20 protein-coding genes, 1 tRNA gene and 2 pseudogenes are annotated in these 22,086 nt (G+C 74.6%); 7 read left to right on the top strand and 16 right to left on the bottom strand.

Annotation, left to right across the window (positions count from 1 at the left end; genetic code table 11):
• Positions 1–37: 37 nt before the first annotated feature.
• Positions 38–1,249, bottom strand: a complete 1,212-nt coding sequence (gene cobC / locus ACFY23_RS28510; RefSeq protein ID WP_350685332.1) for an Rv2231c family pyridoxal phosphate-dependent protein CobC — start codon at positions 1,247–1,249, stop codon at positions 38–40.
• Positions 1,250–1,370: 121 nt separating this feature from the next.
• On the opposite strand from cobC, the gene ACFY23_RS28505 reads away from it, so the two are divergent.
• Entirely contained in the window at positions 1,371–3,503 is a 2,133-nt protein-coding gene (locus ACFY23_RS28505) for a transglycosylase domain-containing protein (RefSeq protein ID WP_350685331.1), read from the top strand.
• 237 nt (positions 3,504–3,740) lie between these two features.
• Here the strand turns inward: ACFY23_RS28505 and ACFY23_RS28500 are convergent.
• A pseudogene (locus ACFY23_RS28500) lies at positions 3,741–4,100 on the bottom strand (GNAT family N-acetyltransferase); the annotation flags it as partial.
• Between the two features lie 14 nt (positions 4,101–4,114).
• Positions 4,115–4,576, bottom strand: a complete 462-nt coding sequence (locus tag ACFY23_RS28495) for a hypothetical protein (RefSeq protein ID WP_350685329.1) — start codon at positions 4,574–4,576, stop codon at positions 4,115–4,117.
• 291 nt (positions 4,577–4,867) lie between these two features.
• Between ACFY23_RS28495 and ACFY23_RS28490 the strand changes: the two genes are divergently transcribed.
• Positions 4,868–5,695, top strand: a complete 828-nt coding sequence (locus ACFY23_RS28490; protein WP_350686120.1) for an SURF1 family protein — start codon at positions 4,868–4,870, stop codon at positions 5,693–5,695.
• A gap of 124 nt (positions 5,696–5,819) precedes the next feature.
• Positions 5,820–6,659, top strand: coding sequence for a hypothetical protein (locus tag ACFY23_RS28485; protein WP_350819600.1), 840 nt, complete (start codon positions 5,820–5,822; stop codon positions 6,657–6,659).
• A gap of 42 nt (positions 6,660–6,701) precedes the next feature.
• Here ACFY23_RS28485 and ACFY23_RS28480 read toward each other — a convergent pair whose 3' ends face one another.
• From ACFY23_RS28480 to ACFY23_RS28465, 4 genes are all read right to left on the bottom strand, one after another.
• Entirely contained in the window at positions 6,702–8,285 is a 1,584-nt protein-coding gene (locus ACFY23_RS28480) for an ATP-dependent DNA ligase (protein ID WP_350686123.1), read from the bottom strand.
• A 147-nt stretch (positions 8,286–8,432) separates the two neighbouring features.
• Positions 8,433–8,639, bottom strand: a complete 207-nt coding sequence (locus ACFY23_RS28475; protein WP_350686124.1) for a hypothetical protein — start codon at positions 8,637–8,639, stop codon at positions 8,433–8,435.
• A gap of 77 nt (positions 8,640–8,716) precedes the next feature.
• On the bottom strand, positions 8,717–10,069 hold the full coding sequence (locus ACFY23_RS28470) for a dipeptidase (protein ID WP_350686128.1): 1,353 nt from the start codon (positions 10,067–10,069) through the stop codon (positions 8,717–8,719).
• Positions 10,070–10,227: 158 nt separating this feature from the next.
• A complete protein-coding gene (locus ACFY23_RS28465) occupies positions 10,228–10,851 on the bottom strand; it encodes a uridine kinase (protein WP_387038807.1) in 624 nt (207 codons plus the stop codon).
• A gap of 246 nt (positions 10,852–11,097) precedes the next feature.
• Between ACFY23_RS28465 and ACFY23_RS28460 the strand changes: the two genes are divergently transcribed.
• Positions 11,098–11,499, top strand: coding sequence for a rhodanese-like domain-containing protein (locus ACFY23_RS28460; RefSeq protein ID WP_350686130.1), 402 nt, complete (start codon positions 11,098–11,100; stop codon positions 11,497–11,499).
• A gap of 283 nt (positions 11,500–11,782) precedes the next feature.
• Here ACFY23_RS28460 and ACFY23_RS28455 read toward each other — a convergent pair whose 3' ends face one another.
• The 3 genes and pseudogenes from ACFY23_RS28455 to ACFY23_RS28445 all read right to left on the bottom strand — a co-directional run bounded on the left by ACFY23_RS28455 (position 11,783) and on the right by ACFY23_RS28445 (position 15,723).
• Positions 11,783–13,327: a cobyric acid synthase gene (locus ACFY23_RS28455; protein WP_350686126.1), complete on the bottom strand. Its 1,545-nt coding sequence runs from the start codon at positions 13,325–13,327 to the stop codon at positions 11,783–11,785.
• A gap of 155 nt (positions 13,328–13,482) precedes the next feature.
• A pseudogene (locus ACFY23_RS28450) lies at positions 13,483–14,490 on the bottom strand (cobalamin biosynthesis protein); the annotation flags it as partial.
• A 477-nt stretch (positions 14,491–14,967) separates the two neighbouring features.
• Positions 14,968–15,723: a single-stranded DNA-binding protein gene (locus ACFY23_RS28445; RefSeq protein ID WP_350819599.1), complete on the bottom strand. Its 756-nt coding sequence runs from the start codon at positions 15,721–15,723 to the stop codon at positions 14,968–14,970.
• 345 nt (positions 15,724–16,068) lie between these two features.
• Between ACFY23_RS28445 and ACFY23_RS28440 the strand changes: the two genes are divergently transcribed.
• Positions 16,069–16,497 (top strand): HPF/RaiA family ribosome-associated protein, encoded by a 429-nt coding sequence (locus ACFY23_RS28440; protein WP_350687403.1) that lies wholly within the window; start codon positions 16,069–16,071, stop codon positions 16,495–16,497.
• A 94-nt stretch (positions 16,498–16,591) separates the two neighbouring features.
• Positions 16,592–17,647, top strand: coding sequence for an alpha/beta hydrolase (locus tag ACFY23_RS28435; RefSeq protein ID WP_350819597.1), 1,056 nt, complete (start codon positions 16,592–16,594; stop codon positions 17,645–17,647).
• Between the two features lie 157 nt (positions 17,648–17,804).
• On the opposite strand, the gene ACFY23_RS28430 is transcribed toward ACFY23_RS28435, so the two are convergent.
• Positions 17,805–18,503 carry a hypothetical protein gene (locus ACFY23_RS28430; protein WP_350686501.1) on the bottom strand — a complete coding sequence of 233 codons (699 nt, stop codon included), beginning with the start codon at positions 18,501–18,503 and terminating at the stop codon, positions 17,805–17,807.
• 165 nt (positions 18,504–18,668) lie between these two features.
• Here ACFY23_RS28430 and ACFY23_RS28425 point away from each other — a divergent pair.
• Positions 18,669–18,744, top strand: a tRNA-Arg gene (locus ACFY23_RS28425).
• A gap of 87 nt (positions 18,745–18,831) precedes the next feature.
• On the opposite strand, the gene ACFY23_RS28420 is transcribed toward ACFY23_RS28425, so the two are convergent.
• The 5 genes from ACFY23_RS28420 to ACFY23_RS28400 form a co-directional block, all read right to left on the bottom strand.
• Positions 18,832–19,065 (bottom strand): tyrosine-type recombinase/integrase, encoded by a 234-nt coding sequence (locus ACFY23_RS28420; RefSeq protein ID WP_350686499.1) that lies wholly within the window; start codon positions 19,063–19,065, stop codon positions 18,832–18,834.
• 67 nt (positions 19,066–19,132) lie between these two features.
• Complete coding sequence (locus ACFY23_RS28415) at positions 19,133–19,588, bottom strand: GNAT family N-acetyltransferase (RefSeq protein ID WP_350686497.1); 456 nt, start codon at positions 19,586–19,588, stop codon at positions 19,133–19,135.
• A 348-nt stretch (positions 19,589–19,936) separates the two neighbouring features.
• Positions 19,937–20,926 carry a hypothetical protein gene (locus tag ACFY23_RS28410; protein WP_350819596.1) on the bottom strand — a complete coding sequence of 330 codons (990 nt, stop codon included), beginning with the start codon at positions 20,924–20,926 and terminating at the stop codon, positions 19,937–19,939.
• Complete coding sequence (locus tag ACFY23_RS28405; protein ID WP_350686494.1) at positions 20,920–21,249, bottom strand: PadR family transcriptional regulator; 330 nt, start codon at positions 21,247–21,249, stop codon at positions 20,920–20,922. The genes ACFY23_RS28410 and ACFY23_RS28405 overlap by 7 nt, the downstream gene beginning before the upstream one ends.
• Before the next feature lie 120 nt (positions 21,250–21,369).
• Positions 21,370–22,050, bottom strand: a complete 681-nt coding sequence (locus ACFY23_RS28400; protein ID WP_350686492.1) for a hypothetical protein — start codon at positions 22,048–22,050, stop codon at positions 21,370–21,372.
• Between the last annotated feature and the right edge of the window lie 36 nt (positions 22,051–22,086).

The following is a 22,086-nucleotide window of genomic DNA, read 5'->3' as shown; positions in this document are numbered from 1 at the left end:
TCCGGCGGCCGGATCGCCGCGATCGTGGTCTCCAGCATCATGCCTCCAGGATCTCCGCCAACACCTCGGTGAACGCGTCGGTGGTCGCCGGGTCGCGCACGGCGATCCGCAGCCAGTCCGGCCCGAGACCGGGGAACGTGTCGCCCCGGCGCACCGCCCAGCCGCGCTGCCGCAGGGCGGTCCGCACCTCGGCGGCCCCGGGCAGGTGCACGAGCACGAACGCGCTGGCGGGCCGGCCGGCGACGCGTACGCCGGGCAGGGCCGACAGGCGGGCGACCAGGTGATCGCGGTCGGCGGCGAGCCGGGCGGCGATGGCGCGCTCGGCCTCGACCGCGACGGGCGTGGCGCAGGCCGACGCGGCGGCCAGGGCCGGCGTGGAGACGGCCCACAGCGGCTGGGCCGCGGCCAGCCGCTCCAGCAGCGCGGCCTCGCCGAGCAGGTAGCCGATCCGCAGGCCGGCCAGTCCCCAGGTCTTGGTGAGGCTGCGGACCACCACCAGGCCGGGCAGGTCCCGCCGGGCGGCCAGGGACTCCGGTTCGCCGGCCACCCCCGCCGCGACGGTCGTGTCGGCGAACGCCTCGTCGACCACCAGCACCCGGCCGGGTCGGGCCAGCGCGGCCAGGTCGGCGGCGGGGTGCAGCACGGAGGTGGGGTTGGTCGGGTTGCCGATCACGACGAGGTCGGCGTCGGCGGGCACCCGGGCCGGGTCGAGCCGGAAGTCGTCGTCCGCGTGCAGCAGCACCCGCTCCACCTGGTGCCCGGCCGCGCGCAGCGCCGCCTCCGGCTCGGTGAACTGCGGGTGCACCACCACCGGCCGGCGTACGCCGTGCAGCGCCCGGGCCAGCAGCACGAAGCCCTCGGCCGCGCCCGCGGTCAGCAGCACCTCGGCCGGCGGGCGGCCGTGCCGGGCGGCGACGGCGGCCCGCGCCGGCCCGGGATCGGGGTACGCGGCGAGGTCGCCGAGCGCGGCGGTGATCGGGTCGGCCAGCCAGTCCGGCATGGCGTCCCGCCGCACGTTGACGGCGAGGTCGACCAGCCCGTCGCCCACCTCGGCGTCACCGTGGTGGGTGAGGTCGGGCTCGTCCCCCGTGGAGTCGGGCCCGACCCCCGCCGGGTCGCGTTCGGGCCCGGCAGGATCGCGTTCCGGCCCGGCAGGATCGCGTTCCGGCCCGGCAGGATCGCGTTCCGGCCCGGCAGGATCGCGTTCGGGCCCGGCGGCGGGGAGGGTCTCGGTCGGCTGACCACGCATGTCCGCGATCCTGCCGGGAAGGCGGCGCACGGGACAGCGGATCCCGGCGTGGGACGCGTCACCACGCGGGCGTTTATGAATATTTCTCAAGTACGAATCGGAAATGTCATAACTTGGCCCTGTGAGCAACCGACCCCTTGCTGCCGCTGGTCGTCTCGTTCCCCTCCTCCGCGCCGGGCTGATCGCCGGCATCGTGGTCGCCGCCGTGGCGTATCCGGTGGCCGCCGCCACCGGCATCGGCGCCAAGGTCACGGCGCACGCCATGGAGCACAAGACGAAGATCCTCACCACCGCGCTGCCGGCCGAGACGTCGTACCTGTACGCGCCCGACGGCAAGACGGTGCTGACGATGTTCTACGAGGAGTACCGGCAGTACACGAAGCTCGCGGACATCTCGCCGAACATGCAGCAGGCCATCGTCGCCGCCGAGGACAACCGCTTCTACCAGCACCGGGGCGTCGACCCGAAGGGCGTCGCCCGCGCCTTCGTGGCAAACGCCCGCTCCAACGGCGTCTCCCAGGGCGCCTCGACCCTCACCATGCAGTACGTCCGGATGGCGCTGCGCGACAGCGCGAAGACGCCGAAGGAGGTGCAGGAGGCCACCCAGCAGACCAGCCTGCGCAAGGTCCGGGAGATGCGGATGGCGCTGGACCTGGAGAAGGAGCTGAGCAAGGAGCAGATCCTCGAGCGCTACCTCAACTCCGCGTACTTCGGGCACCGCGCGTACGGCATCTACGCGGCCAGCGAGATCTTCTTCTCCAAGGCCCCGAAGGACCTCACGCCCGTCGAGGCGGCGACCCTCGCCGGGCTGGTGAAGTCCCCGTCCGAGTACGACCCGGCCACCTCCGACCAGAAGGACGCCACCGGCCGGCGCAACTACGTGCTGGACCGGATGGGCCAGCTCGGCTACCTCTCGCCGAACGACGTGGCGCGGACCAAGACCGAGCCGATCCGGCTGAAGCTGACCTACCCGCCGAACGACTGCGCGTCGGTGCCGGAGAAGTGGAACAGCTGGGGCTTCGCCTGCGACTACCTGAAGAACTGGTGGAGCGCGCAGCCCGCGTTCGGGGAGAACCGGCTGGAACGGATGGACAAGCTGCGCCGGGGCGGCTACCGGATCGTGCTCAGCATGGACCCGAAGATCCAGGAGGCGGCCGAGAAGAACGTCGGCACGAAGGAGAACACCGGGAGCCCGTTCGCCAACGGCATCGTGGTCGCCGAGCCCGGCACCGGGCGGGTGAAGGCGATGGCGGTGAACCGGACGTACTCGCTGGAACTGGACGAGAACCCGCCCAGCTCCAACCCCGAGGCCGGGCCGAACGTCAAGGCGAACTACCCCAACACGGTGGCGCCCCTGCTCGGCGGCGGCGACCTGCCGGGCTACCAGGCCGGGTCGACGTTCAAGATGTTCCCGATGCTGGCCGCGCTGAACGAGGGCATGCCGCTGTCCACCTCGTTCAACGCCCCGTACCGCTACCGCTCCGAGGTCTACAACGGCTGGGCGCCGTCGAACGCCAGCGGCGCGATGTCCGGTAACCAGACCATGTGGTCCGGCTTCGGCAAGTCGGTGAACACGTACTTCGTGTGGTTGGAGGAGCAGATCGGCGCCGACAAGGGAGTCCGCCTCGCCGAGCAGCTCGGGCTGCGGTGGCGCACCGACGTCGACCGGGAGCACGCGTCCCCGGCCAAGGCGAAGACGTGGGGCGCGTTCACCCTGGGCGTCTCCGACGCCACCCCGCTGGAGATGGCGAACGCGTACGCCGCGATCGCCGCGGACGGCCGGTACTGCGAAGCGATCCCCGTGCAGGCGATCTACAACCGGGACGGCACGCCGACCACCTGGAAGACCGCCTCCGGGATCGAGCGCGAGGTCGCCAAGCCGCGCTGCCGGCAGGTGGTGAACGCCGACGCGGCCCGGGCCGCCACCGACGCCGCCCGCTGCCCGACCGGCGACACCCCCGCCCGCGGAAGCTGCGGCGGCTGGTCGACGGCGGACAGCGTGCGGGGCACGGTCGGCCGGCCGGTCGCGGGCAAGACGGGCACCACCGACAGCACCCGGTCGGCCTGGTTCGTCGGCTACACGCCGGAGCTGGCGGCGGCGAGCTTCATCTCCGACCCGGACAACCCGTTCAACGCGGTCGGCGACGGCCAGTCCCAGATCCCGATCGCCGCGGTCGCGGAGACCCTCCGCGACGCGCTCAAGGGGCAACCCACCCGCCAGTTCACCCCGCCCTCGGACCGCATCGTCGGCTGACCACCGCCCGCCGCTCCCGCCCTCGCGGGGCGGGGGCGGGCGGGTCAGCGGAGGTCGGCGGCGACGAAGGACCAGACCTCCAGGTCGACCCGGCCGCCCCGGACGAAGCCGGCGTTGCGCAGCAGGCCCTCGTAGCTGAAGCCGGCCTTCTCGGCGACCCGGCGGGACGCCAGGTTGCCGGGGGGCGACGCGCAGCTCGACCCGCTGGAAGCCGTGTTCGAGGATCAGCGCGATGGCGAGCGCGTCGACGGCCTCGGCGGTCAGGCCGAAGCCCCGCGCGTGCGCCGCCATCGCGTAGGAGATCTCGGTGCACCGGGCGCCCCAGTCGGTGCGCCGGGTCCACAGGCAGCCGACCACCCGGTCGTCCTCCCGGCGCACCACCGCGTAGTGGTCGCCGTCGCCGCTGTCGCGCCGCTGCCGCGCCAGGTCGGTGCACCAGGCCAGGCCGTCGATCTGGCCGGACGTGTCGACCAGCGGCAGCCACCGCTGGGTCTGCCGGTCGGCGAAGACCTCGTCGGCGGCCTTCGCGTCGGCGGCGGTCAGCGCGCGTACCTCGGTGCGGGGCGTGGAGACCGTCAGCGCCGGGAATCGGCGCACCGCCACCTGGCCGATCACGCGGGCACCCCACCGGGCCGGGCGGTCGCGGGGTCGGCCGCCGCCTCCACCGCCGCGTCGACCAGCCGGTCGGCGAGCCGCGGGTACGCCGCCCGGTGCACGGTGAGCCGCGGGACGTGCACACCCCGCCAGGTCGCCACGGCGGCCGTCGACTCGCTCTCGGGACGGCCGGCGAGGCTGTCGTACAGCCTCATGTTGCCCCGCACCAGCGCGAGCCCGGCGCCCGACGCCCCGTGGGCGATCCGGTCGGCGCCGCCGACCAGCCGGGGGTCGAGGGTGCGGCCGGGGTGGCCCGCGGCAAGCCCGGGGTACGCGGCGTCGACGTGGTCCGTGCCGATCTTGAACCCCGCGGCGTCGACGCCCCGGTCGGCGAACGCCGCGAGCAGCCCGATCGCCAGTGCGTTCTTGCCGTGGCCGGAGGACGGCGCGCTGAGCACCAGGCGCGGCACGACGGTCATCATCGACTCCCTGCGGGGCGGCGGGGGAACCCAGCGGCGGGCCGACCGCGCGGTCCGCCCGCGTGACGATAGCCGACGCGGGCGGCGGGTGGCCGCCACCGAGCGGGCCTGTCGGGCGCGCGGCGCCGGGGGCGGACCGGGACGGACCGGGACCGTCGAGACCGGCGATCCGGCGCGGGCCTGGGCCGGCCGAGGCGGGTGATCCGGCGCGCGCCGGGGTCCGCCGAGGCGGGTGACCCGGCGCGGACCGGGCCCGCCGCGGTGGGTGGCCCGGAGCACAGGGGTAGCCTCGTGGTCGTGTACCGGTTCCTGCTGACGCCGCGCTGGCTGGGCATCCTCGCGCTGACCCTGGTCGCCGCGGCCGTGATGGTGCTGCTCGGCAACTGGCAACTGGACCGCTACCACGGGCGCACGGCGATCAACGAACGGATCGACGCCGGCCTGCGGATGGACCCGGTCCCGCTGCGCGACGCGCTGCCCGCCCCGACCGGCGGCAGCGGCACGGCCGGCCCCGCACCCGCCGAGGACAGGTCCTGGACCAAGGTCACCGTGACCGGCCGGTACGACTCCGCGAACGTCGTCCTGGTCCGGGGCCGCTCCGTGGAGCGCACGGTCGGCTTCGAGGTGGTCACCCCGCTCGTGCTGGCCGACGGCACGGCCGTGCTGGTGGACCGGGGTTGGATCCCGCCGGCCCCGGGCGGCGACGCGACCGTCCAGCCGGAGGTGCCGTCCGCCCCCACCGGCGAGGTCACCGTGACGGGACGGGTGCACCTGAGCGAGAGCGGCTCGGTCAACGTCACCCGGCGCGACGGCAAGCTGGAGACCCGGCGGATCGGCGTGCCCCGGCTGGCCCAGGAGCTGCCCTACCCGGTGTACGGGGCTTACCTACTGCTGGACGAGCAGACCCCGGCGGCCGACCCGACCTTCAAGGACGTGCCGGTCGGATACACCAACAACTGGCAGAACTTCGGCTACGTCGTGCAGTGGTGGATCTTCGCCGCGATGACCCTCTTCGGCTACGGCTGGGTGGCCCGCCGGGAGGCCCGCCGGCTGGCGGGCGTGGGGCCGGAGCGACCCACCGACCGGGCCGCGGAACCGGCGTCGCACGGCATCGCCTGAGCGTCGCCCGAACGGCACGGTCGGCCGCGCCGGTCCGGTGTGCTGGACGGACGATCCGCGATTCCTCGGCCGCGCCGATCCCGTTGTAGGGTCCGCTAATGATCAACCTGCGTGGGGGTTCGCGGTGACCCCTGATCCCACCATGCCGCTGCCACCCTCGGAGCCGGCGACCCAGCCGCAACCGACGATCGATCCCTGGGCGTCCGCCCCGGTCTCGACCGGCCACCAGGCGCCGCCGGCAACGCCGCACCACCTCGCACCGCCGGTCCCGGGCCCGGACTCCGCCCCACCGGCCGAGCCCTACTCCGCCCCACCGGCCGAGCCCTACTCCGCACCGCCGGCCCAGCCCTACTCCGCGCCGCCGGCCCAGCCCTACTCCGCGCCGCCGGCAGCCGCGCAGTTCTCCGCACCGCCGGCCGCGCCCTACTCCGCACCGCCGGTAACCGCGCAGTTCTCCGCACCGCCGGCCCAGCCCTACTCCGCCCCGCCGGCCGAGCCGTACGCGGCGTCGCCCGGTACGGATCTGGTCCGGCCGGGACCGCACCCGCCGGTGATGGCGCCCGCCTCCGGGCAGCCCGGCGCGCTGCCGGCCGGCTACCCGCCGCCCGTGCAGGGTGCGGTGGCGGTGCAGATCGGCGAGATCATGGTGAGCCCGCCGGTGATCCGTACGCCGGCCGGCGTGCTGCCGCTCGCCGGCGCCTCCTGGCACGTCGTCGACCACTGGCAGCAGGAGCAGAAGACCGCCACCTGGGCGGTGGTGTGCGCCATCGTCGGCTTCTTCTGCCTGACCTTCTTCAGCCTGCTGTTCCTGCTGATCAAGGAGACCCGGCACCACGGCACCGTGCAGATCACCGTGACGAACGGCGCCCAGCAGTACGTGGCCCGGATCCCCGTCGCGAACCAGGTCCAGGTGCAGCACATCAACAACCAGGTCAACTACGCCCGGTCGCTGTCGAACATGTGACCCGCCGTCGGCTCGCGCCGCCCGGCGCACCCCGCCGGGCGGTCAGCCGGTGGCCCGGCCCGCGTGGATGGCGCGTACGGCGTCGATGGTGTCGGCCTCGGCGGCCGTCTTGTCGTCGCGGTAGCGCACCACCCGGGCGAAGCGCAGCGCCACCCCGCCCGGGTAGCGGGAGCTGCTCTGCACCCCGTCGAAGGCGATCTCGACCACCTGCTCGGGGCGGACCCGCACCACCCAGTCGCCGCGCTCGACGGCGAGGGAGAGGAAGCGCTCGGTCTGCCAGCGCAGCACCTCGTCGGTGAGGCCCTTGAACGTCTTGCCGAGCATGACGAAGTCACCGGTGCGCGGGTCCCGCGCGCCGAGGTGCAGGTTACTCAGCCAGCCCTGGCGCCGGCCGCTGCCCCACTCCACCGCGAGCACCACCAGGTCGAGGGTGTGCCGGGGCTTCACCTTGATCCAGGCGGCGCCCCGGCGGCCGGCGTCGTAGGGAGCGTCGGGCGCCTTCACCACGACCCCCTCCTGGCCGGCGTCGATCGCGGCGGCGAACGCCTCGCCGGCCCGCTCCGGGCCGTCGACCTCCATCCGGCCGACCAGCAGCGGGGAGTCGACCGCGGCGGCGAGCGCGGCCCAGCGCTCCCGGCCGGGCAGGTCGATCAGGTCGTCGCCGTCGACGTGCAGCAGGTCGAAGAAGTACGGCGTCAGCACCGTCTCGCCGGTGGACTCGGCGGCGGCGAGCACGGCCGGGGCGACCGGGGCCCGGCCGGTGGTGCTCGGCGTGGTGCGCCGCGCCGCGCGGCTCGACGTCTCCTGGAAGGGCAGCGGGCGGCCCGTCGCGTCGAGCCCGATCGCCTCGCCGTCGAGCACCAGCTCGCGGGCGGGCAGCGCCCGCACGGCGGCGACCACCTCGGGCACCCGGGCGGTGATGTCGTCGAGGCTGCGGGTGAAGACGGCGATGTCGTGGCCGGAACGGTGCACCTGGATCCGGATGCCGTCGAGCTTGACGTCGACCACGGCGGGCGTGCCGGTGGCCGCGAGCGCCTCGTCGACCGAGGGCGCGCTCTGGGCCAGCATCGGCGCCAGCGGGCGGCCGACCTGGAGGCCGAAGGCGGCCAGCGCCGGCGCGCCGCCGTCGAGCGCGGCGACCGCGACCGCCCGCAGGTCGCCGGCGAGCAGCAGAGCCCGGCGTACGGCGGCGACCGGCACGTCGGCCGCCCGGGCCACCGCGTCGGCGAGCAGCCCCGCCTGGGCGCCCTGCCGCAGCTCGCCGCTGAACAGGCCGGTCAGCAGCCGCTGCTCGTCGGCGGTGGCGGCGGCGTAGAGCGCGCCGAGCAGCGCCCGGCGGCGGGCCTGCGAGCCCGGCCCGCGCACCGCCGCGATCTCGTCGATGGCCGCGTCGACGGCGGCCACGGTCAGGGTCGGCTCGACCGCCGGGGGCGGCAGGTCACGCAGGCTCGCCCAGCCCACCCCGGTCTGCCGCTGGCGCAGCTCGCCGGCCAGCCACCCCGAGCCGGCCGGAACCTCGTCAGGGTCGAGCGACCGCAGCGCCTCGGCGAGCAGCTCCACCTTGGCCCGCCGGGCCCGGGTGGCGCCGACGGCGGCGGAGGTGGCTGCCAGGTCGAGGAACCGCACGGGTCCATCCTGCCAGCCACCCCCGACACCACCCGGGCATTGCCGTGCCCGGGCCGTCACGCCCGTACGCAGGTCGGGCACAACGCCCAGAGCGCCGCCGCCGCACCGACCGCGAACGCGGCCGGACGTCACGCGGGCCGGGCGGGGTCAGGCGGAGACGGGCTCCTCGATGCGGAGCCCGCGGGCGCGGATCTCGTCGGCGACCCGGGAGAGCACCGTGTCGAGCGCGACCAGGGCCGCGGAGAGCTCACCGAGCTGTTCCTTCAGCGTGTCCTCAGGCCACGCGGAGACATCGACGTCCCCCAGAGCGCTGACGGCGGCTTCGAGCCGGCTCATCACCTCGTTCGTACGCATGTTCGAAAGGCTATAACAAGCCCCCGCCCGACACACCGCAAACTCCCACATCGACCCGGAAGTTACGGTTCCGACACCTAACGCCCGTAGGCGCCCGCCTCGGCGACCTTCTTCAGCAGCAGCGCCTCGGCCAGGCAGACCCGGGCGAACTCGCCGAGGTGCAGGCTCTCGTTCGGGCCGTGCGCCCGGGCGTGCGGGTCCTCGACGCCGGTCACCAGGATCGCCGCCTGCGGGAACATCTCCTGGAAGGTGGCGATGAACGGGATGGAGCCGCCGACGCCGATGTCCACCGGGTCGGTGCCGTCCCAGGCGGTCCGGAACGCCGAACGGGCGGCGTCGAACATCGGGCCGGACGCGTCGATGACGCACGGATTGCCGTCGTGCTCGAAGGTGACGGTCACCTGCGCGCCCCAGGGGGCGTGCTTCTGCAGGTGGGCGCGCAGGGCCGCGTACGCCCGGTCGGGGTCGTCACCCGGCGCCAGCCGGACGCTGAGCTTGGCCTTCGCGGCCGGCACCAGGGCGTTCGGCGCCTCGCCGGTGGCCGGCGCGTCGATGCCGAGCACCGCCAGGGCCGGCTTGGTCCAGAGCCGGTCGGTGATCCGCCCGGTGCCGATGAACTGCACGCCCTCGGCCAGCCCGGCCTCGGCCCGGAACCGGCCCTCCGGGTAGTCGACGGTCGCGCCCTCCCGGCCGATCAGGCCGTCGACGGCGACGTCGCCGGCGTCGGTGTGCAGGGTCGCCAGCAGCCGCACCAGCGCGGTCAGCGCGTCCGGCACCGCGCCGCCGAACATGCCGCTGTGCACGGCGTGGTCGAGGGTGCGGACCTCGACGAAGCAGTTGACGATGCCGCGCAGCGAGGTGGTCAGCGCCGGCACGCCGACGTCCCAGTTGCCGGAGTCGGCGATGACGATGACGTCCGACGCGATCTCGTCGCGGTGCTCGGCGAGCAGCCGCTCCAGCGAGTCGGAGCCGTACTCCTCCTCGCCCTCGATGAAGAGGACCACGCCCACCGGCAGCGCGTCGCCGAACGCGCGCAGCGCCGCGACGTGCGCCATGATGCCGGCCTTGTCGTCGGCGGCGCCTCGGCCGTAGAGCCGGCCGTCCCGCTCCACGGGCTCGAACGGGTCCGACTCCCACAGCGACAGGTCGCCGACCGGCTGCACGTCGTGGTGGGCGTAGAGCAGCACCGTCGGCGCACCGGGCGGGGCGGGCTTCTTCCCGATGACCGCCGGCTGGCCGCCGGAGCGCACGATCTTGACGTCGAGGTCGCAGCCGCGCAGCAGCTCGGCCACCGCCTCGGCGGAGCGCTCCACGTGCGAGTGGTCGAAGCCCTCGAACGCGATGCCGGGGATGCGGACGAGGCGTTCCAGGTCGGCACGGACGCCGGGCAGCTCCCGCTCGACGGCGGCCCGGACCTCGGACTCGGACATGATCGGTGTGGTCATGACCGGCATCGTATGCCGGCCTTACCGGTCGCAGCGCCCGAGGCCACGGCAACCAGGGCCGCCGCCCGTAGTAGCGGGCAGTCCGCCGCAACCCTGGTCAGGGCCGCCGCGTGTAGTGGCGGGCGCGGCCGTGGCAACCCTGGTCAGGGCCGCCGCACGTAGTAGCGGGCGGCGTCGTGCGGCAGGCTCGGCGCGCCGTCGACCACGAGGTCGGCCCGGGCCTCGGTGCGGTCCGCCGCGAAGTGCGCCCGCTCCCCGAGATGCCAGCGGCGCAGCTCCGGCAGGATCCCGGAACCGTCCCGCCGCACGGCCCGGGTGAGCCGCAGCGGCGCCGGGGCGGTGACGAAGACGGCGAGGGTACGCTCGGCCGCGGTTGCCGCCCGCGCCGCGCTGACCCCCTCCACCACCAGCACCGGCGCGACCGGCACCGGCACCGGACGGGGCAGGAAGGCCCGGCGGACCCAGCTGTACCGGCGGTACGCCCCCGGCCGACCGGCGCGCAGCGGCGCCAGCACGCAATCTTCGAGCCGGGGCCAGAAGGTGAGCTGGTCGTCCCACCCGTCGAGCAGGTCGTCGGTGTGCACCACGGGCGGCCGCCCGGCGCCGGGCAGGCCGGCGAGGGCGTCCGCGAGCCGCGCCGCGAAGACGCTCTTGCCCGCGCCGCTCGGCCCGTCCACCACCACCAGCCGGGTCCGCCCCAACCGCGCCGGCCCGGCGAGCACCCGCCGCGCCAACCGGTCGTACGCCTCGACCACCGCCACCGCCACGTGGCCGACGGTAGCGGGAGGCCCGGAGCGGGCCGACGACGGGCGAGCGGAACGGACGGCGCGTGGGCCGGCTCCGGCGGGGCGTCGGGGCGGCGCGCGGGCCGGCTCCGGCGGGGCGTCGGGGCGGCCGCCGTGCGGGCACACCGATCGGGGGTCGCCCGAACGAGCGGTCGTCGGGCTGGCCGGGGCGTTCGGTCGGCGGCGCCGCGGAGCGGGCGGGATGATCGGCTGGTGTCCCACAGCGTGATGAGTCCGGGCGTCGACGCCCTGTTGGAACAGGCCCGCGCCGGAGTGCGCCGGCTGACCCCGCACCAGACCGTCGAGGCGGTCCGCACCGGTGCGTTGCTGGTCGACACCCGCACCGACGTGCAGCGCCGGGAGCAGGGCGACCTCCCGGGTGCCATCGTGATCGACCGGACGGTGCTGGAATGGCGGCTGGACCCGGCCAGCGCCTGGCGAATCCCCGAGGCCACCGGCTACGACCGGCGGATCGTCGTGGTGTGCCGGCACGGCTACAGCTCCAGCCTCGCGGTGGCGAGCCTGCGGGCGCTCGGGCTGCACCGCGCGACCGACATGATCGGGGGCGTGCAGGCATGGCGTGAGGCGGGGCTGCCCATGTCCGACCGCCCCGCCGACATCCGCTACTGACGCGGCCCGATCCGTCCCACAGGACCGCCCGGCGCCCCGGCGCAGGGCCGCACGACGCCCGGCGCAGGACCGCCCGGCGCCCCGGCGCCGGCGCCCCGACGCAGGACCGCCCGGCGCCCCGACACAGGACCGCCCGGCGCCCCGACGCAGGACCGCCCGGCGTCCGGCGCCAAGCGCGGTTGACCAAGAGGTTTGCGTCCCACACAGCCCGCTCCGGGACGCAAACCTCTTGATCAACGCACAGCGGCAGTGCCCGGGATGCGCGGTGCGCGGGCGGGCGGGGTCAGGGGGTTGGTGGGGCGCCGGGTGGGATGAAGGGGAGGTCGGCCGGCGGGCCGGACTCGACGAGGCGCCAGAGGGCGTCGGTGTCCAGGTGCTCCTCGACCAGGTCGCCGAGCAAATCCAGGGAGCGCTCGCGGGCGGCGGCGAACGACGTGTCCGGCGCGACCCGGAAGCCGGACCGGCCGGCCAGCCGGGCCACCTCGGTCAGGAACCGGCGGCGGAATTCGTCGGACTCGAAGGCCCCGTGCCAGTGGGTGCCGTGCACGGTGCCCACCACCGCGCCCTCGCCGCTGCCGTCAGCGCAGGTCAGCAGCGGGGTCAGCGTGGGATCGGCATGCGAGACGTAGCCGTGGTGGATCTCGTAGCCACGGACCGGGACGTCGCCGCCGGCGGTCCCGACCGACTGCCGGACGGTCTTGCGGGGGTCGAAGGTGACCTCGATCGGCAGCAGGCCCAGCCCCGGCACGCTCCCCTGCCGGCTCTCCACCGGATCGTGGATGGCCCGGGCCAACATCTGGAAGCCGCCGCAGATGCCGAGCAGCGGCCTGCCCGCCGCCGCGTGCGCCAGCACTGCGTCGGCGAGCCCGGTCTCCCGCAGCCAGCCCAGGTCCGCCACCGTCGACTTCGAGCCGGGCAGGACGATCAGGTCGGCGGCGGCCAGTTCGGCCGGCTCGACGGTCAGCCGCACCCGTACGCCGGGCTCGGTGGCGAGCGCCTCCACGTCGGTGGCGTTGCTGATCCGGGGCAGCCGGACCACGGCGACGTCCAGCCAGTCGGTGCCGCGCGGAGCGGCCGGCCGGCCGAGCACCCGGCCGTACGCGAGCGAGTCCTCGGCGTCGAGCCAAAGGTCGAGCGCCCAGGGCAGCACCCCGTACGTGGGCCGCCCGGTCACCCGGTGCAGCATGTCCAGCCCCGGCTGGAGGAGCCCGAGGTCGCCCCGGAACTTGTTGATCACGAACCCGGCGATCAGCGCCTGGTCGGCCGGGTCCAGCAGGGCGACGGTGCCGAACATCGAGGCGAACACCCCGCCCCGGTCGATGTCACCGACCACGATCGTGGGCAGGTGGGCGTGCCGGGCCAGGCCCATGTTGACGTAGTCGCCGGCCCGCAGGTTGATCTCCGCCGGGCTGCCCGCCCCCTCGCAGATCACCACGTCGTACGCCTCCCGCAGCTCGGCGAGCGCCGCGTACGCCGTCTCGGCGAGGCGGGGCCGCAGTTGACGGAAGTTGCCGGCGGTGACCGTGTCGACGGCCTCGCCGAGCAGCACCACCTGGCTGGCCAGGTCGCTGCCCGGCTTGAGCAGGACGGGGTTGAACCGCAGGTCGGGGGCGAGCCCGCAGGCCGCCGCCTGCATCGCCTGGGCCCGGCCGATCTCGCCGCCCCGGCCGTCCGCGCCGACGACGACGGCCGAGTTGTTGGACATGTTCTGGGCCTTGAACGGCGCCACCTTCACGCCCCGGCGGTGCAACCACCGGCAGATGCCGGCGGTGAGCACGCTCTTGCCGGCGTCGGAGGTCGTGCCGGCGACCAGCAGCCCGCCGCTCACCGGCCGATCCCCCGCCCCGCCGTCACCGCGGCACGCCGACCGGCGCCCACCAGTGAGCCGGCGGCGCCCACCAGCGGACCGGCGGCGCTGAGCAGCCGGCCGGCGGCGCTTCCGTTTCCGTCGCGCCCGAGGATGCCCTGCCCAGCGGCGGGCTGCCGCAGCGCGCGCCGCACCACAGCGCCCCGGTCGAGGGCGCGGCGGCCGACGGCGGTCACCAGGCGACCGACGGTCAGCGGGTAGGCGGCCGCCAGGCCGAGCGCGGCCAGCCCGACCGCGCCCGAGATCCGGGCGGCCCGCTTGAGGTGCCGAGCCTCGGGCCGGGGGCCGTCGCCGAGAAACGGGCGCACCTCCGAACGGCCGAAGTAGACGTTGCGCCCGCCGAGCCGTACGCCGAGGGCACCGGCCATCGCGGCCTCGCACTGCCCGGCGTTCGGGCTGGGGTGGTCGTTGCGGTCCCGGCGCCACACCCGCCAGGCACGCTCCCGGTCACCGTGGGCGGTCGGCGCGACGGCGATGGTGAGCAGCCCGGTCAGCCGCGCGGGCAGCAGGTTGAGCAGGTCGTCGAGGCGTGCGGCCGGCGTGCCGAACCGCGCGTAGCGGGGCGAGCGGTGCCCCACCATCGCGTCGAGGGTGTTCGCCGCCCGGTAGCCGAGGAGGCCGGGCAGGCCCGCGACCGCGCCCCAGACCAGCGGGGCGACGACGGCGTCCGAGGTGTTCTCGGCGACCGACTCCACGGTCGCGCGGGCCAGCTCGGGCTCGTCGAGCGCCGACGGGTCCCGGCCGCAGAGGTGACCGAGCCGCTGCCGGGCCGCCAGCAGGTCGCCCTCGCGCAGGGCCCGCCCCATCACGGTGGCCTCGTGCCGGAGGGTGCGTCCGCCCAACACCGTCCAGGTCCCGGCGGCGACCAGCGCCGCCCGCGCCACCGGCCGGTTCCGGGTGGCAACCGTCGCGGCCACGCCGAGCAGCACCGGCGCGCCGACCGCCAGCGCGGCGAACGCCGTGCCGGCGGCCCTGTCCGGCCGGTAGATCCGCCGCTCCAGGGCTCCGGCAGCGCGGCCGAACCCGGCCACGGGGTGGTAGCGGCGGGGGTCGCCGAGGAGCGCGTCGAGTGCGTACCCCGCGACCAGTCCCGCCGCGGTCGCCACCGGCGTCGCCTGTCGCACCCGCCATCACCTCCGGCCGGCCAGCCTAGCCGAGCGCCTTTCCGCCCTCGGGCGGGAGCGACCGGTCCGCGCGGGCCAGCGACCGGGAGGCCCGCCGACAGGGGCCGCATCTGCCGGCAAGACCCGGCAACAGGGCCGGGCCCCGCCGACAAGACCGCCGGCAACGGCCGAGGCCACGCCGACAAGACCCGGCGACAAGGGTCAGGCAACACCGCCAAGCCCGCCGACAACGGCCAAGCCCACGCCGACAAGACCCGGCGACAGGGGCCAGGCCACGCCGACAAGACCGCCGACAAGGGCCAGGTCCGCTGGCAGGAGTCGCCCGGCCGCCACGGGCCGCTCCCATCCGCTGCGGGGAGGGAACACACCCAGTGACGCCGGCCGAGGTCGGCGGCGGGGCGCGGGCGACACGCGGGGTGACGACGGCGCGCGGCCGGCGTCACCCCGCCCCCGTCGTGTCGCCCAGGCCCGGGCCGGTCACGCCGGCTGCGGCACCCGCCCCCGACCCCGTCGGCCGCGCCCGTTCGGCGCGACGCCCGCGTCGGTCTCCTCGGGGCCCGGGCCCGCTGGCGCGTCGGACTCCTCGGGCACCGGCGTCGGGTCGCCGGCCTCCGGCGCGGGGCCGTCAGATTCCTCGCGGCTGCCGTCCGCCGGGTCGTCGAACGGGTCGAGCGAGCCGTCGAAGGTGGCGTCGGCCGGCAGGCCACGGCTGGCCGAGGGCGCGGCGAAGTCCGGCAGCTCGAACTCCTCGTCGAGCAGCCGGCCGTCGGGCAGGGCGGGGGCGTCCTCGTCCGGCACCGGCTCGGTCGCCTCGCCGTGCACCCGGTGCTCGGCCTCCGCGTCCTCGACGGTGCTGGTCGTCATGCCCGGCCGGTTGCGCACGAACCGGCCCCGGCCCCGGGACAGGTCGTGACCGACGGCGACCGCCTCCAGCTCGTAGAGGGTGCGGTGGTTGCCGGCGTCGTCGGTCCAGTCGCGGGTGTAGAGCCGCCCGCAGACCACCACCGGGTCGCCGACCATCACCGAGGCGGCCACCCCCTCGGCGAGCTTGCGCCAGCAGTTGACGCGGACGCGCAGGCTGTTGCCGTCGACCCAGCGCCCGCTGTCGCGGTCGAGCCGGCGGGCGGTGGAGGCGACCTTGAAGTTGGCCACCAGGGTGTTGCTCTGGGTGGTGCGGCGCCACTCCGGGGCCGTCAAAACGTTGCCCACGATCGTGACGTAGGTGTCGAACATCGTCCCTCCAGGGGGAGATCGGGCTTGCCATCGCGAGTCGACTCGGTATCGAGCCTGGGCCGTCGGGCACGACCGGCGCCACCGCCGCCCGCCGGCCTGTGGACAGCCGGACCGCCTGTGGACAAGGACCTGATCAAGGTCCCGGTGTGCTAGGGCCGAGCGGCCCTGGGGGCGGTCACGGCGTCCGGCTGATGATCGGGGCGCCGGAGAGATCACGTTCCGGACGGAAGGCGGCGGGGTATGGATTCGATCAACCGCACCGCCGACAGCACGACGAACGAGAGGGTCAGCGATCATGAAGATGACCACCACCGCAATCGCCTTCGTCTCCGGCCAGGTGCGGCGATGAGCGCCGTCGCCAACCCGGCCACCGTCGCCGAGTGCCTGCGGGTCGGCGCCGGGTTCTCCCAGGGCGACCGGAACTGGATCGCGGAGCAGTTCGCCACGCTGGACGCCCGGCTGGCCGGGTTCCACGCCGACGCCACCGAGCTGGAGGTGTCGGTGAAGAACCGGGAGGCGAAGGGCCAGAAGGTCACGCTGGAGTGCTGGATCGCCGGCCGGCAGAAGATCGTCACCACCTCCGCCGAGGAGGACCTGCACGCCGCGCTCAACGACGTCCGGGACGACCTGCGGCGACGGCTCAACGACGCGAAGACCAAGCAGGAGCCGCGCCACAACAAGCACCTGCGGGACGTCGGCCAGCCGGGCGCCGAGACCGGGACCGGGCGCGACCCGGACACCGATCCGGCCCGCGCCGAGGTCGAGACGGTCTGAGGCGTACGCCCGAGGCCCCGCCCGCGGGTGCGGGCGGGCGGGGCCGGCACGGCGGGGCTACCGCCCGGTAGCTTCCCGGCGTACCGTCGCGTTCGTGGAACCGGACGTGCTGGGCCCGCCGTACGAGCGGCAGACGATCGACCTGGGCACCGACGACGAGGGGCCGGTGGTCGCCACCCTGGTCCGTCGCCGGGCCGACCGCCCGACCAGGCGGGCCGTGCTCTACACGCACGGCTTCACCGACTACTTCTTCCAGGCCCACCTCGGCCACTTCTTCGCCGAGCGGGGGTGGGACTTCTACGCCGTCGACCTGCGCAAGCACGGCCGCAGCCTGCTGCCCCACCAGACCCCGAACTTCTGCCGCGACGTCAGCGACTACTTCCCCGAGCTGGACGCCGCCGCGACGATCATCCGCGAGGACGACGGGCACGACACCCTGCTCGCGATGGGCCACTCCACCGGCGGCCTGATCATGCCGCTCTGGGCGCACGCCCGCCGCGACGCCGGGATCATCGACGGGCTCTTCCTGAACAGCCCCTTCTTCGACATCAACGCCCCCTGGGCGGTACGCCGGCCACTCGCCGCCGTCGTCGCCCCGCTGGGCCGCCGCGCGCCGCGCCGCGTCCTGCCGTTCGGGCTGGGCACCGTCTACAGCCAGACCATCCACGCCGACCACCACGGCGAGTGGAACTACGACCTGGCGTGGAAGCCGCTCGCCGGGTTCCCCGTCCGGGCCGGTTGGCTGAACGCCATCCGCACCGCCCAGCGGCAGCTCCGCGCCGGGCTGGACATCCGGGTGCCGGTGCTGCTCGCCTGCTCGACCCGCTCGTTCAAGGGCACGAAGTGGCACGAGTCGGCGGCGCTCGCCGACGCCGTCCTCGACGTCGAGCACATGGTCCGCTGGGCGCCCCGCCTCGGCCGGCACGTCACCGTGGCACGCTTCGACGGCGGCATGCACGACCTCACGCTCTCCGGCCCCGCCGTACGCGAGAAGGTCTTCGCGGAGGTCGGGCGCTGGGCCGACGCGTTCTTCGACGCCGGGCCGACGGTCCGCGACGGGGATCGGCCACCGGCGAGCCGGCGGCCCGCGGACGAGACCGACCCGGCGGCCGAGGCCGACCCGGCGGGCGCGCCCGCGCAGGGCGGCTGAGCCGGCACCCATTTCCAGGCCCGTGCCCGCGCGGGGCGGGTCAGCCAACGCCCAGTTCCAGGCCCGTGCCCGCGCAGGGCGGCTCAGCCGGCGCGCAGTTCCAGGCCGGTGCCCGGCCAGGACTGCGCCGACGCGGCCTCACGCGGCGGCGACGGCCTCACACGGCGGTGACGGCCTCGCGGATGCGGTCGAAGGTGGCCAGCGGGTGACCGCCGTCGCGGGCCGGCAGGACGAGCCCCAGGCACCGCAGCCCCATCTCACCGTCGCCGGCCTGGACACCGAACACCGGCGCGCCGACGTAGCCGAACGGCAGCTCCGCGGTGATCCGGACGGCGTCGCCCACGCGCGCCACCCGCTCGATCGCCACCTCCAGCGGCCGGGCGCCGTCCGCGCCGGCCCCGTGGGCGAGCACGATGGCCGAGCCCGGCTCCGCGCCGATCCGGGCGATCGCGTCCGCGTCGGCCGCGATCCCGTCCGGCACCTGCTGGGTACGCCACCGCCAGCCTTCGCCGTCGGCGTGCTCGTGCAGGCCGCCGGTGGGCATGACCGCGACGCCGAGGTCCCCGCGATGGTGCCACCGCGCGGCGTAGTCCGGCAGGGCCACGGCGTCCGCCGACACTCCGGCCGGCTCGGTCACGCTCGCCCGCAGCCCGATCTCCCCGGACGCAGCGTGGGTGAGGGCGTCGGCGGTCAGCAGGTACTCCCGCCCCCGCCCGGTGAAGAAGAACGCCGTGCCCTCGTCCCGGCCACCGTCCGCCGCCCCGGCGTCGGTCCGGCGGATGGGCAGGATGGCGCGGCCGAGGAGCTGGCACAGCTCGTAGGCGACGTCGTTCTCGGTGTCCGGGTCAAGCAGCACCAGCCGAGGGTACGACCCACCAGTCGCCGGGCCGCGCCGACGGCGGAACCCGGGTGACCTCCGCCGGGGACGCGTGCGACCCTGATCGACGACGTGGGACGCGACCACCCGTTCCACCGGCCACCCCGTGGTCGGCGGTACCCTTCACGCGCGACACGTACGCGCGCGCCCGTAGCTCAGCGGATAGAGCAGGGGACTTCTAATCCCAAGGCCGCAGGTTCGAATCCTGCCGGGCGCACCACCATCGCACCAGTTCGGCGGCTTCCCGCTTCCCGCTTCCCGCTGGAACGATCATCACGCCCTCCGTACGGCCATTCGTACAGCCAAGTCATTCGAAGAGGCGTTTGGCGGCTTCGTCGACGGCGGCCCGCTCGATCTCCGGCAGGAGGTGGTCGTAGGTGTTCACCGTCAACCCTATCTGGCTGTGACCGATCACCTTCATCACCGCCCGGGGCGACGCACCCGATGCGAGCAGGAACGTGGCGCAGGCGTGCCGCAGGTCGTGCGGGCGCAGAGATGGGCTTGAGGAGTACGACGCGGCCTCGGAGCTACACGAGTCCACTACCGAGAATCAGCACCTCCGACGGGTCGCAGGAGGTCGAGAAGCCGGGCGGTCGAGCGGATCGCGGTCACAGGTCCTTGGCCATGTTGCGGGCGGTCTCGGTGAAGCCCAACTGCTCGTAGAGGGCCCGGGCGCCGGTGTTGTGGGCGAAGACGCGCAGGCCGATTCTGGTCAGCGCGTTGTCGCGGCACCAGCGCTCGGCGGCCAGCATGATCGCGCGGCCGTAGCCCTGACGGCGTACGTCGGGTTCGACGGCGACGTTGTAGACGAACGCGGTGTCGCGGGTGACTTTGACCCAGAGGAAACCGACCCGGCGGTCGCCGTCGTAGGCGTACCAGAAATGGTGGTCAGGGGTGGCGAACTCGTCGGGAAGCAGCTGCGCGTAGGTGTCGGCGGCGTCGCGGGCCGCCTCCTGCGCCGACTGGCCCAACGCGGCGACGCTCTGCGCGTAGTGCGCCTCGGCCTCGGCCCGCCACGGCTTGTACTGATCCTCGGCCATCGGCTCCAGCCGTACGTCCGTCATGATCGACAACCTACCGAGTCAAAAGGCACCCGCGTCAGTTCGGGCCGCCGGTCCACGGCGATCCTGGCGTTAGAAGGACTTGGCGCGGGGTGAACCAGTAGTCGCCTCCGCCAAGATGGCCGCCAGGCGGCCGACCTCATCGCGGTTGAACGTGAAAGTCGCCTGTTCACGTTCGTACGCGCCCCGCACCCGATCCCTCCATCCAGCAGCCGTAGCCGCACCACTTCGGCCAGCCTCCAGCCCGCCGGGGAAGGCAGACGGCCCCGATACCTGGGATTGGCGTCCCAGGTATCGGGGCTGTCGAGCCTGCCGCCAATTTCCGCGGCTCGCCTTCCGCAGTTCCAACTCTCAACTAATTCGTGCTGTTCCACTCATGCAAGCGGAGTGTGTCGACGGCGGCTTCGCGGCCAGGAGGAATGCCACGCCGAACGCGGCAACCGCGAGCAGGACGTGCGGGTAGGAGCTGACGAAGTACACCAGGCCGCGGGCGGAGTGGAAGCTGTCCGCCCCCTCGTCGACAGCGGTTTCGAACGGGTTCGGCGGCACCAACCACTGGGCGAACCACTTCCACGCCTCGATCCGGGGAGCGGTGGACGAGTCGAACTGCACGAATGTGCCGGCAGTGACCGCCACCGCGGCAATCGTCACCGCGGCAAGGAGCCCCCGGGCCATTCGATGGCGGACGGCTCCGCGCAGCAACCCGGCGACGGCCGCGAAGCAGAGCAGCCAGAAGACCCAACTCGCCACCATGCCGTACGGCTGGCTACCGAAGTGGTACCCCATGGTGGGCACCGCGTATTCGCCACCCACGGCGTCGAGCACGAAGCCGACGCCCACCCATGCGGCGACCACGGCGATCAGACACAGGCCCAACGACATCGGCCGTACCGTCGACGCAGACCGGCGGCCGACCAGCCACCCGGCGAGCGCGGCCACGACGACGGGGGCCAGTGCGACTGCGCCGACAACAAGTCGAGCGGCAAGGCTGGCGTCGTCGATGATCGGCCGCTCTCCTTCCCCTTGGGTCTGATAGACCCCGTACCAGCCATGCTGGAGCAGGCTGAGGCCGAGCAGGTACGCCGACAACGCGGCCACGACGGTGACGATCCTCTTCGCGCCGAACGGCGCGTACTGCGCGACACCCGGCGTGACGGCGAGACTTCCGCTGAAGGTGAGCATGTGCCATTGGCGGGCGACGGGCCCGGTGGTCGCGTCCCGGGCGATCGTGCTGATCTCGGCGGACCATTCGCGCATCAGCTCGGCGCGTTGGTCTGTCGGCCATCGTCGCGCAGCGAGGCGTAGCAACCAGTGCGCCACTGCCCTTGCCGCGGTCACCACGCTGGCCTCGCCTGGGCTGACGCGGTGGTGTCCGCGACCGTGGTGGTGGCGCGCAACTCGGCCAGCACGGCCTGGGCCCGGGTGATGCCTTCGGCTGTGAGTTGGTAGTAGCGCCGGACTGGCCGGCCCGCCTCGGCCGGGTCTTCGTCTTCCCACCGGGCGGTGAGCCAGCCCGCGTCCTGAAGCCGGGCAAGGACCGGGTAGAGCGTGCCGCTGGCCACCCCCGTCTGCTGCATCAATCGCAACCCGTAGTGCTCACCGTCCGGCTCACTGAGCAGCACGGCAAGCACCTTGGCCACCGGCACCGTGATCCTCACTCCCATTCTCGGAACTCTACATAGCCCCTAAGGCGGATGTCTACATAGGGTGGAAGTCGCTCCACGACAACGCGGGCTCGGCGATGACCTCAGGACCGGAGGCGAGGAGAGTGATGATGCAACCGGTCACGGGCCGGGGCTCGACGGCAGCGGCTGGGAGGGGGCCGCGCGGTACAGCCGGACCGCCCGGTTGGCCAGCGGCCGCAGCGTGCGGGCGTCGTCGTTGGCGACGTACCCCCAGCTGGGGTCCGGCACGAATTCGGCGACGTCTTTCCGGCGTCGGCCGGTCAGCCGGCCCAGCGTCACCGCCAGCCCCGGCGTGACCTCGCGCAGGCGGTCCTCCGTGGGCGCCGGGGCGTCCACCTCGGACGGCACGGTGCCGCGCACCCGCCACAGCGTCAGCAGGTCCCGTGCCCGTCCCGGGTCCTGCGGGTCCGCCCCGAGTGCCGCGGCGACGTGCAGCACGAGCACCGCCTGGTACCACGCCAGCTCCGACCACGCGGTGACGGCGTCGGCGGGGGTGAGCGCCGAGCGCACCCGCACCGGCCCGGTGTAGAGCAGCTGGTGGCGAAGGTGGGTCTGCGCCCCGTAGGCCATGGTGACCGGAGGGGCCGCCGGGTACTTCGCCCGTTCCCCGGCGACCCAGTCGCGGGCGACCACGCCCGCCTCGGCGACCGCCGCGCGGGCGAGGTGCCCGGCCACCGCGTCGGGCTCGGCGATGATCTGGCGCCAGGCAGCGGGCGGAAGCGGCGCGGGGCGCTCGGGCAGCTCGCGGAAGGGCGGCCCGGGATGCTCGACGTGGGGCACGCGCGGAGGCTAGGCGACGGCTACGACACGCGACCG

It is taken from the genome of Micromonospora sp. NPDC000121, assembly GCF_042899165.1.
In the GTDB taxonomy this organism is placed as follows: domain Bacteria; phylum Actinomycetota; class Actinomycetes; order Mycobacteriales; family Micromonosporaceae; genus Micromonospora.
The sequence above is the reverse complement of the archived record's forward strand: the minus strand, read 5'-3'. Positions and strand labels throughout refer to the sequence as shown.

Excerpts from the sequence above, each read along its gene's own strand:
- cobC (WP_350685332.1), bottom strand. The coding sequence starts at position 1,249 with ATGCGTGGTCAGCCGACCGAGACCCTCCCCGCCGCCGGGCCCGAACGC.
- ACFY23_RS28495 (WP_350685329.1), bottom strand. The coding sequence starts at position 4,576 with ATGACCGTCGTGCCGCGCCTGGTGCTCAGCGCGCCGTCCTCCGGCCAC.
- ACFY23_RS28475 (WP_350686124.1), bottom strand. The coding sequence starts at position 8,639 with ATGCGTACGAACGAGGTGATGAGCCGGCTCGAAGCCGCCGTCAGCGCT.
- ACFY23_RS28470 (WP_350686128.1), bottom strand. The coding sequence starts at position 10,069 with ATGTCCGAGTCCGAGGTCCGGGCCGCCGTCGAGCGGGAGCTGCCCGGC.
- ACFY23_RS28460 (WP_350686130.1), top strand. The coding sequence starts at position 11,098 with ATGAGTCCGGGCGTCGACGCCCTGTTGGAACAGGCCCGCGCCGGAGTG.
- ACFY23_RS28445 (WP_350819599.1), bottom strand. The coding sequence starts at position 15,723 with ATGTTCGACACCTACGTCACGATCGTGGGCAACGTTTTGACGGCCCCG.
- ACFY23_RS28440 (WP_350687403.1), top strand. The coding sequence starts at position 16,069 with ATGAGCGCCGTCGCCAACCCGGCCACCGTCGCCGAGTGCCTGCGGGTC.
- ACFY23_RS28415 (WP_350686497.1), bottom strand. The coding sequence starts at position 19,588 with ATGACGGACGTACGGCTGGAGCCGATGGCCGAGGATCAGTACAAGCCG.
- ACFY23_RS28405 (WP_350686494.1), bottom strand. The coding sequence starts at position 21,249 with ATGGGAGTGAGGATCACGGTGCCGGTGGCCAAGGTGCTTGCCGTGCTG.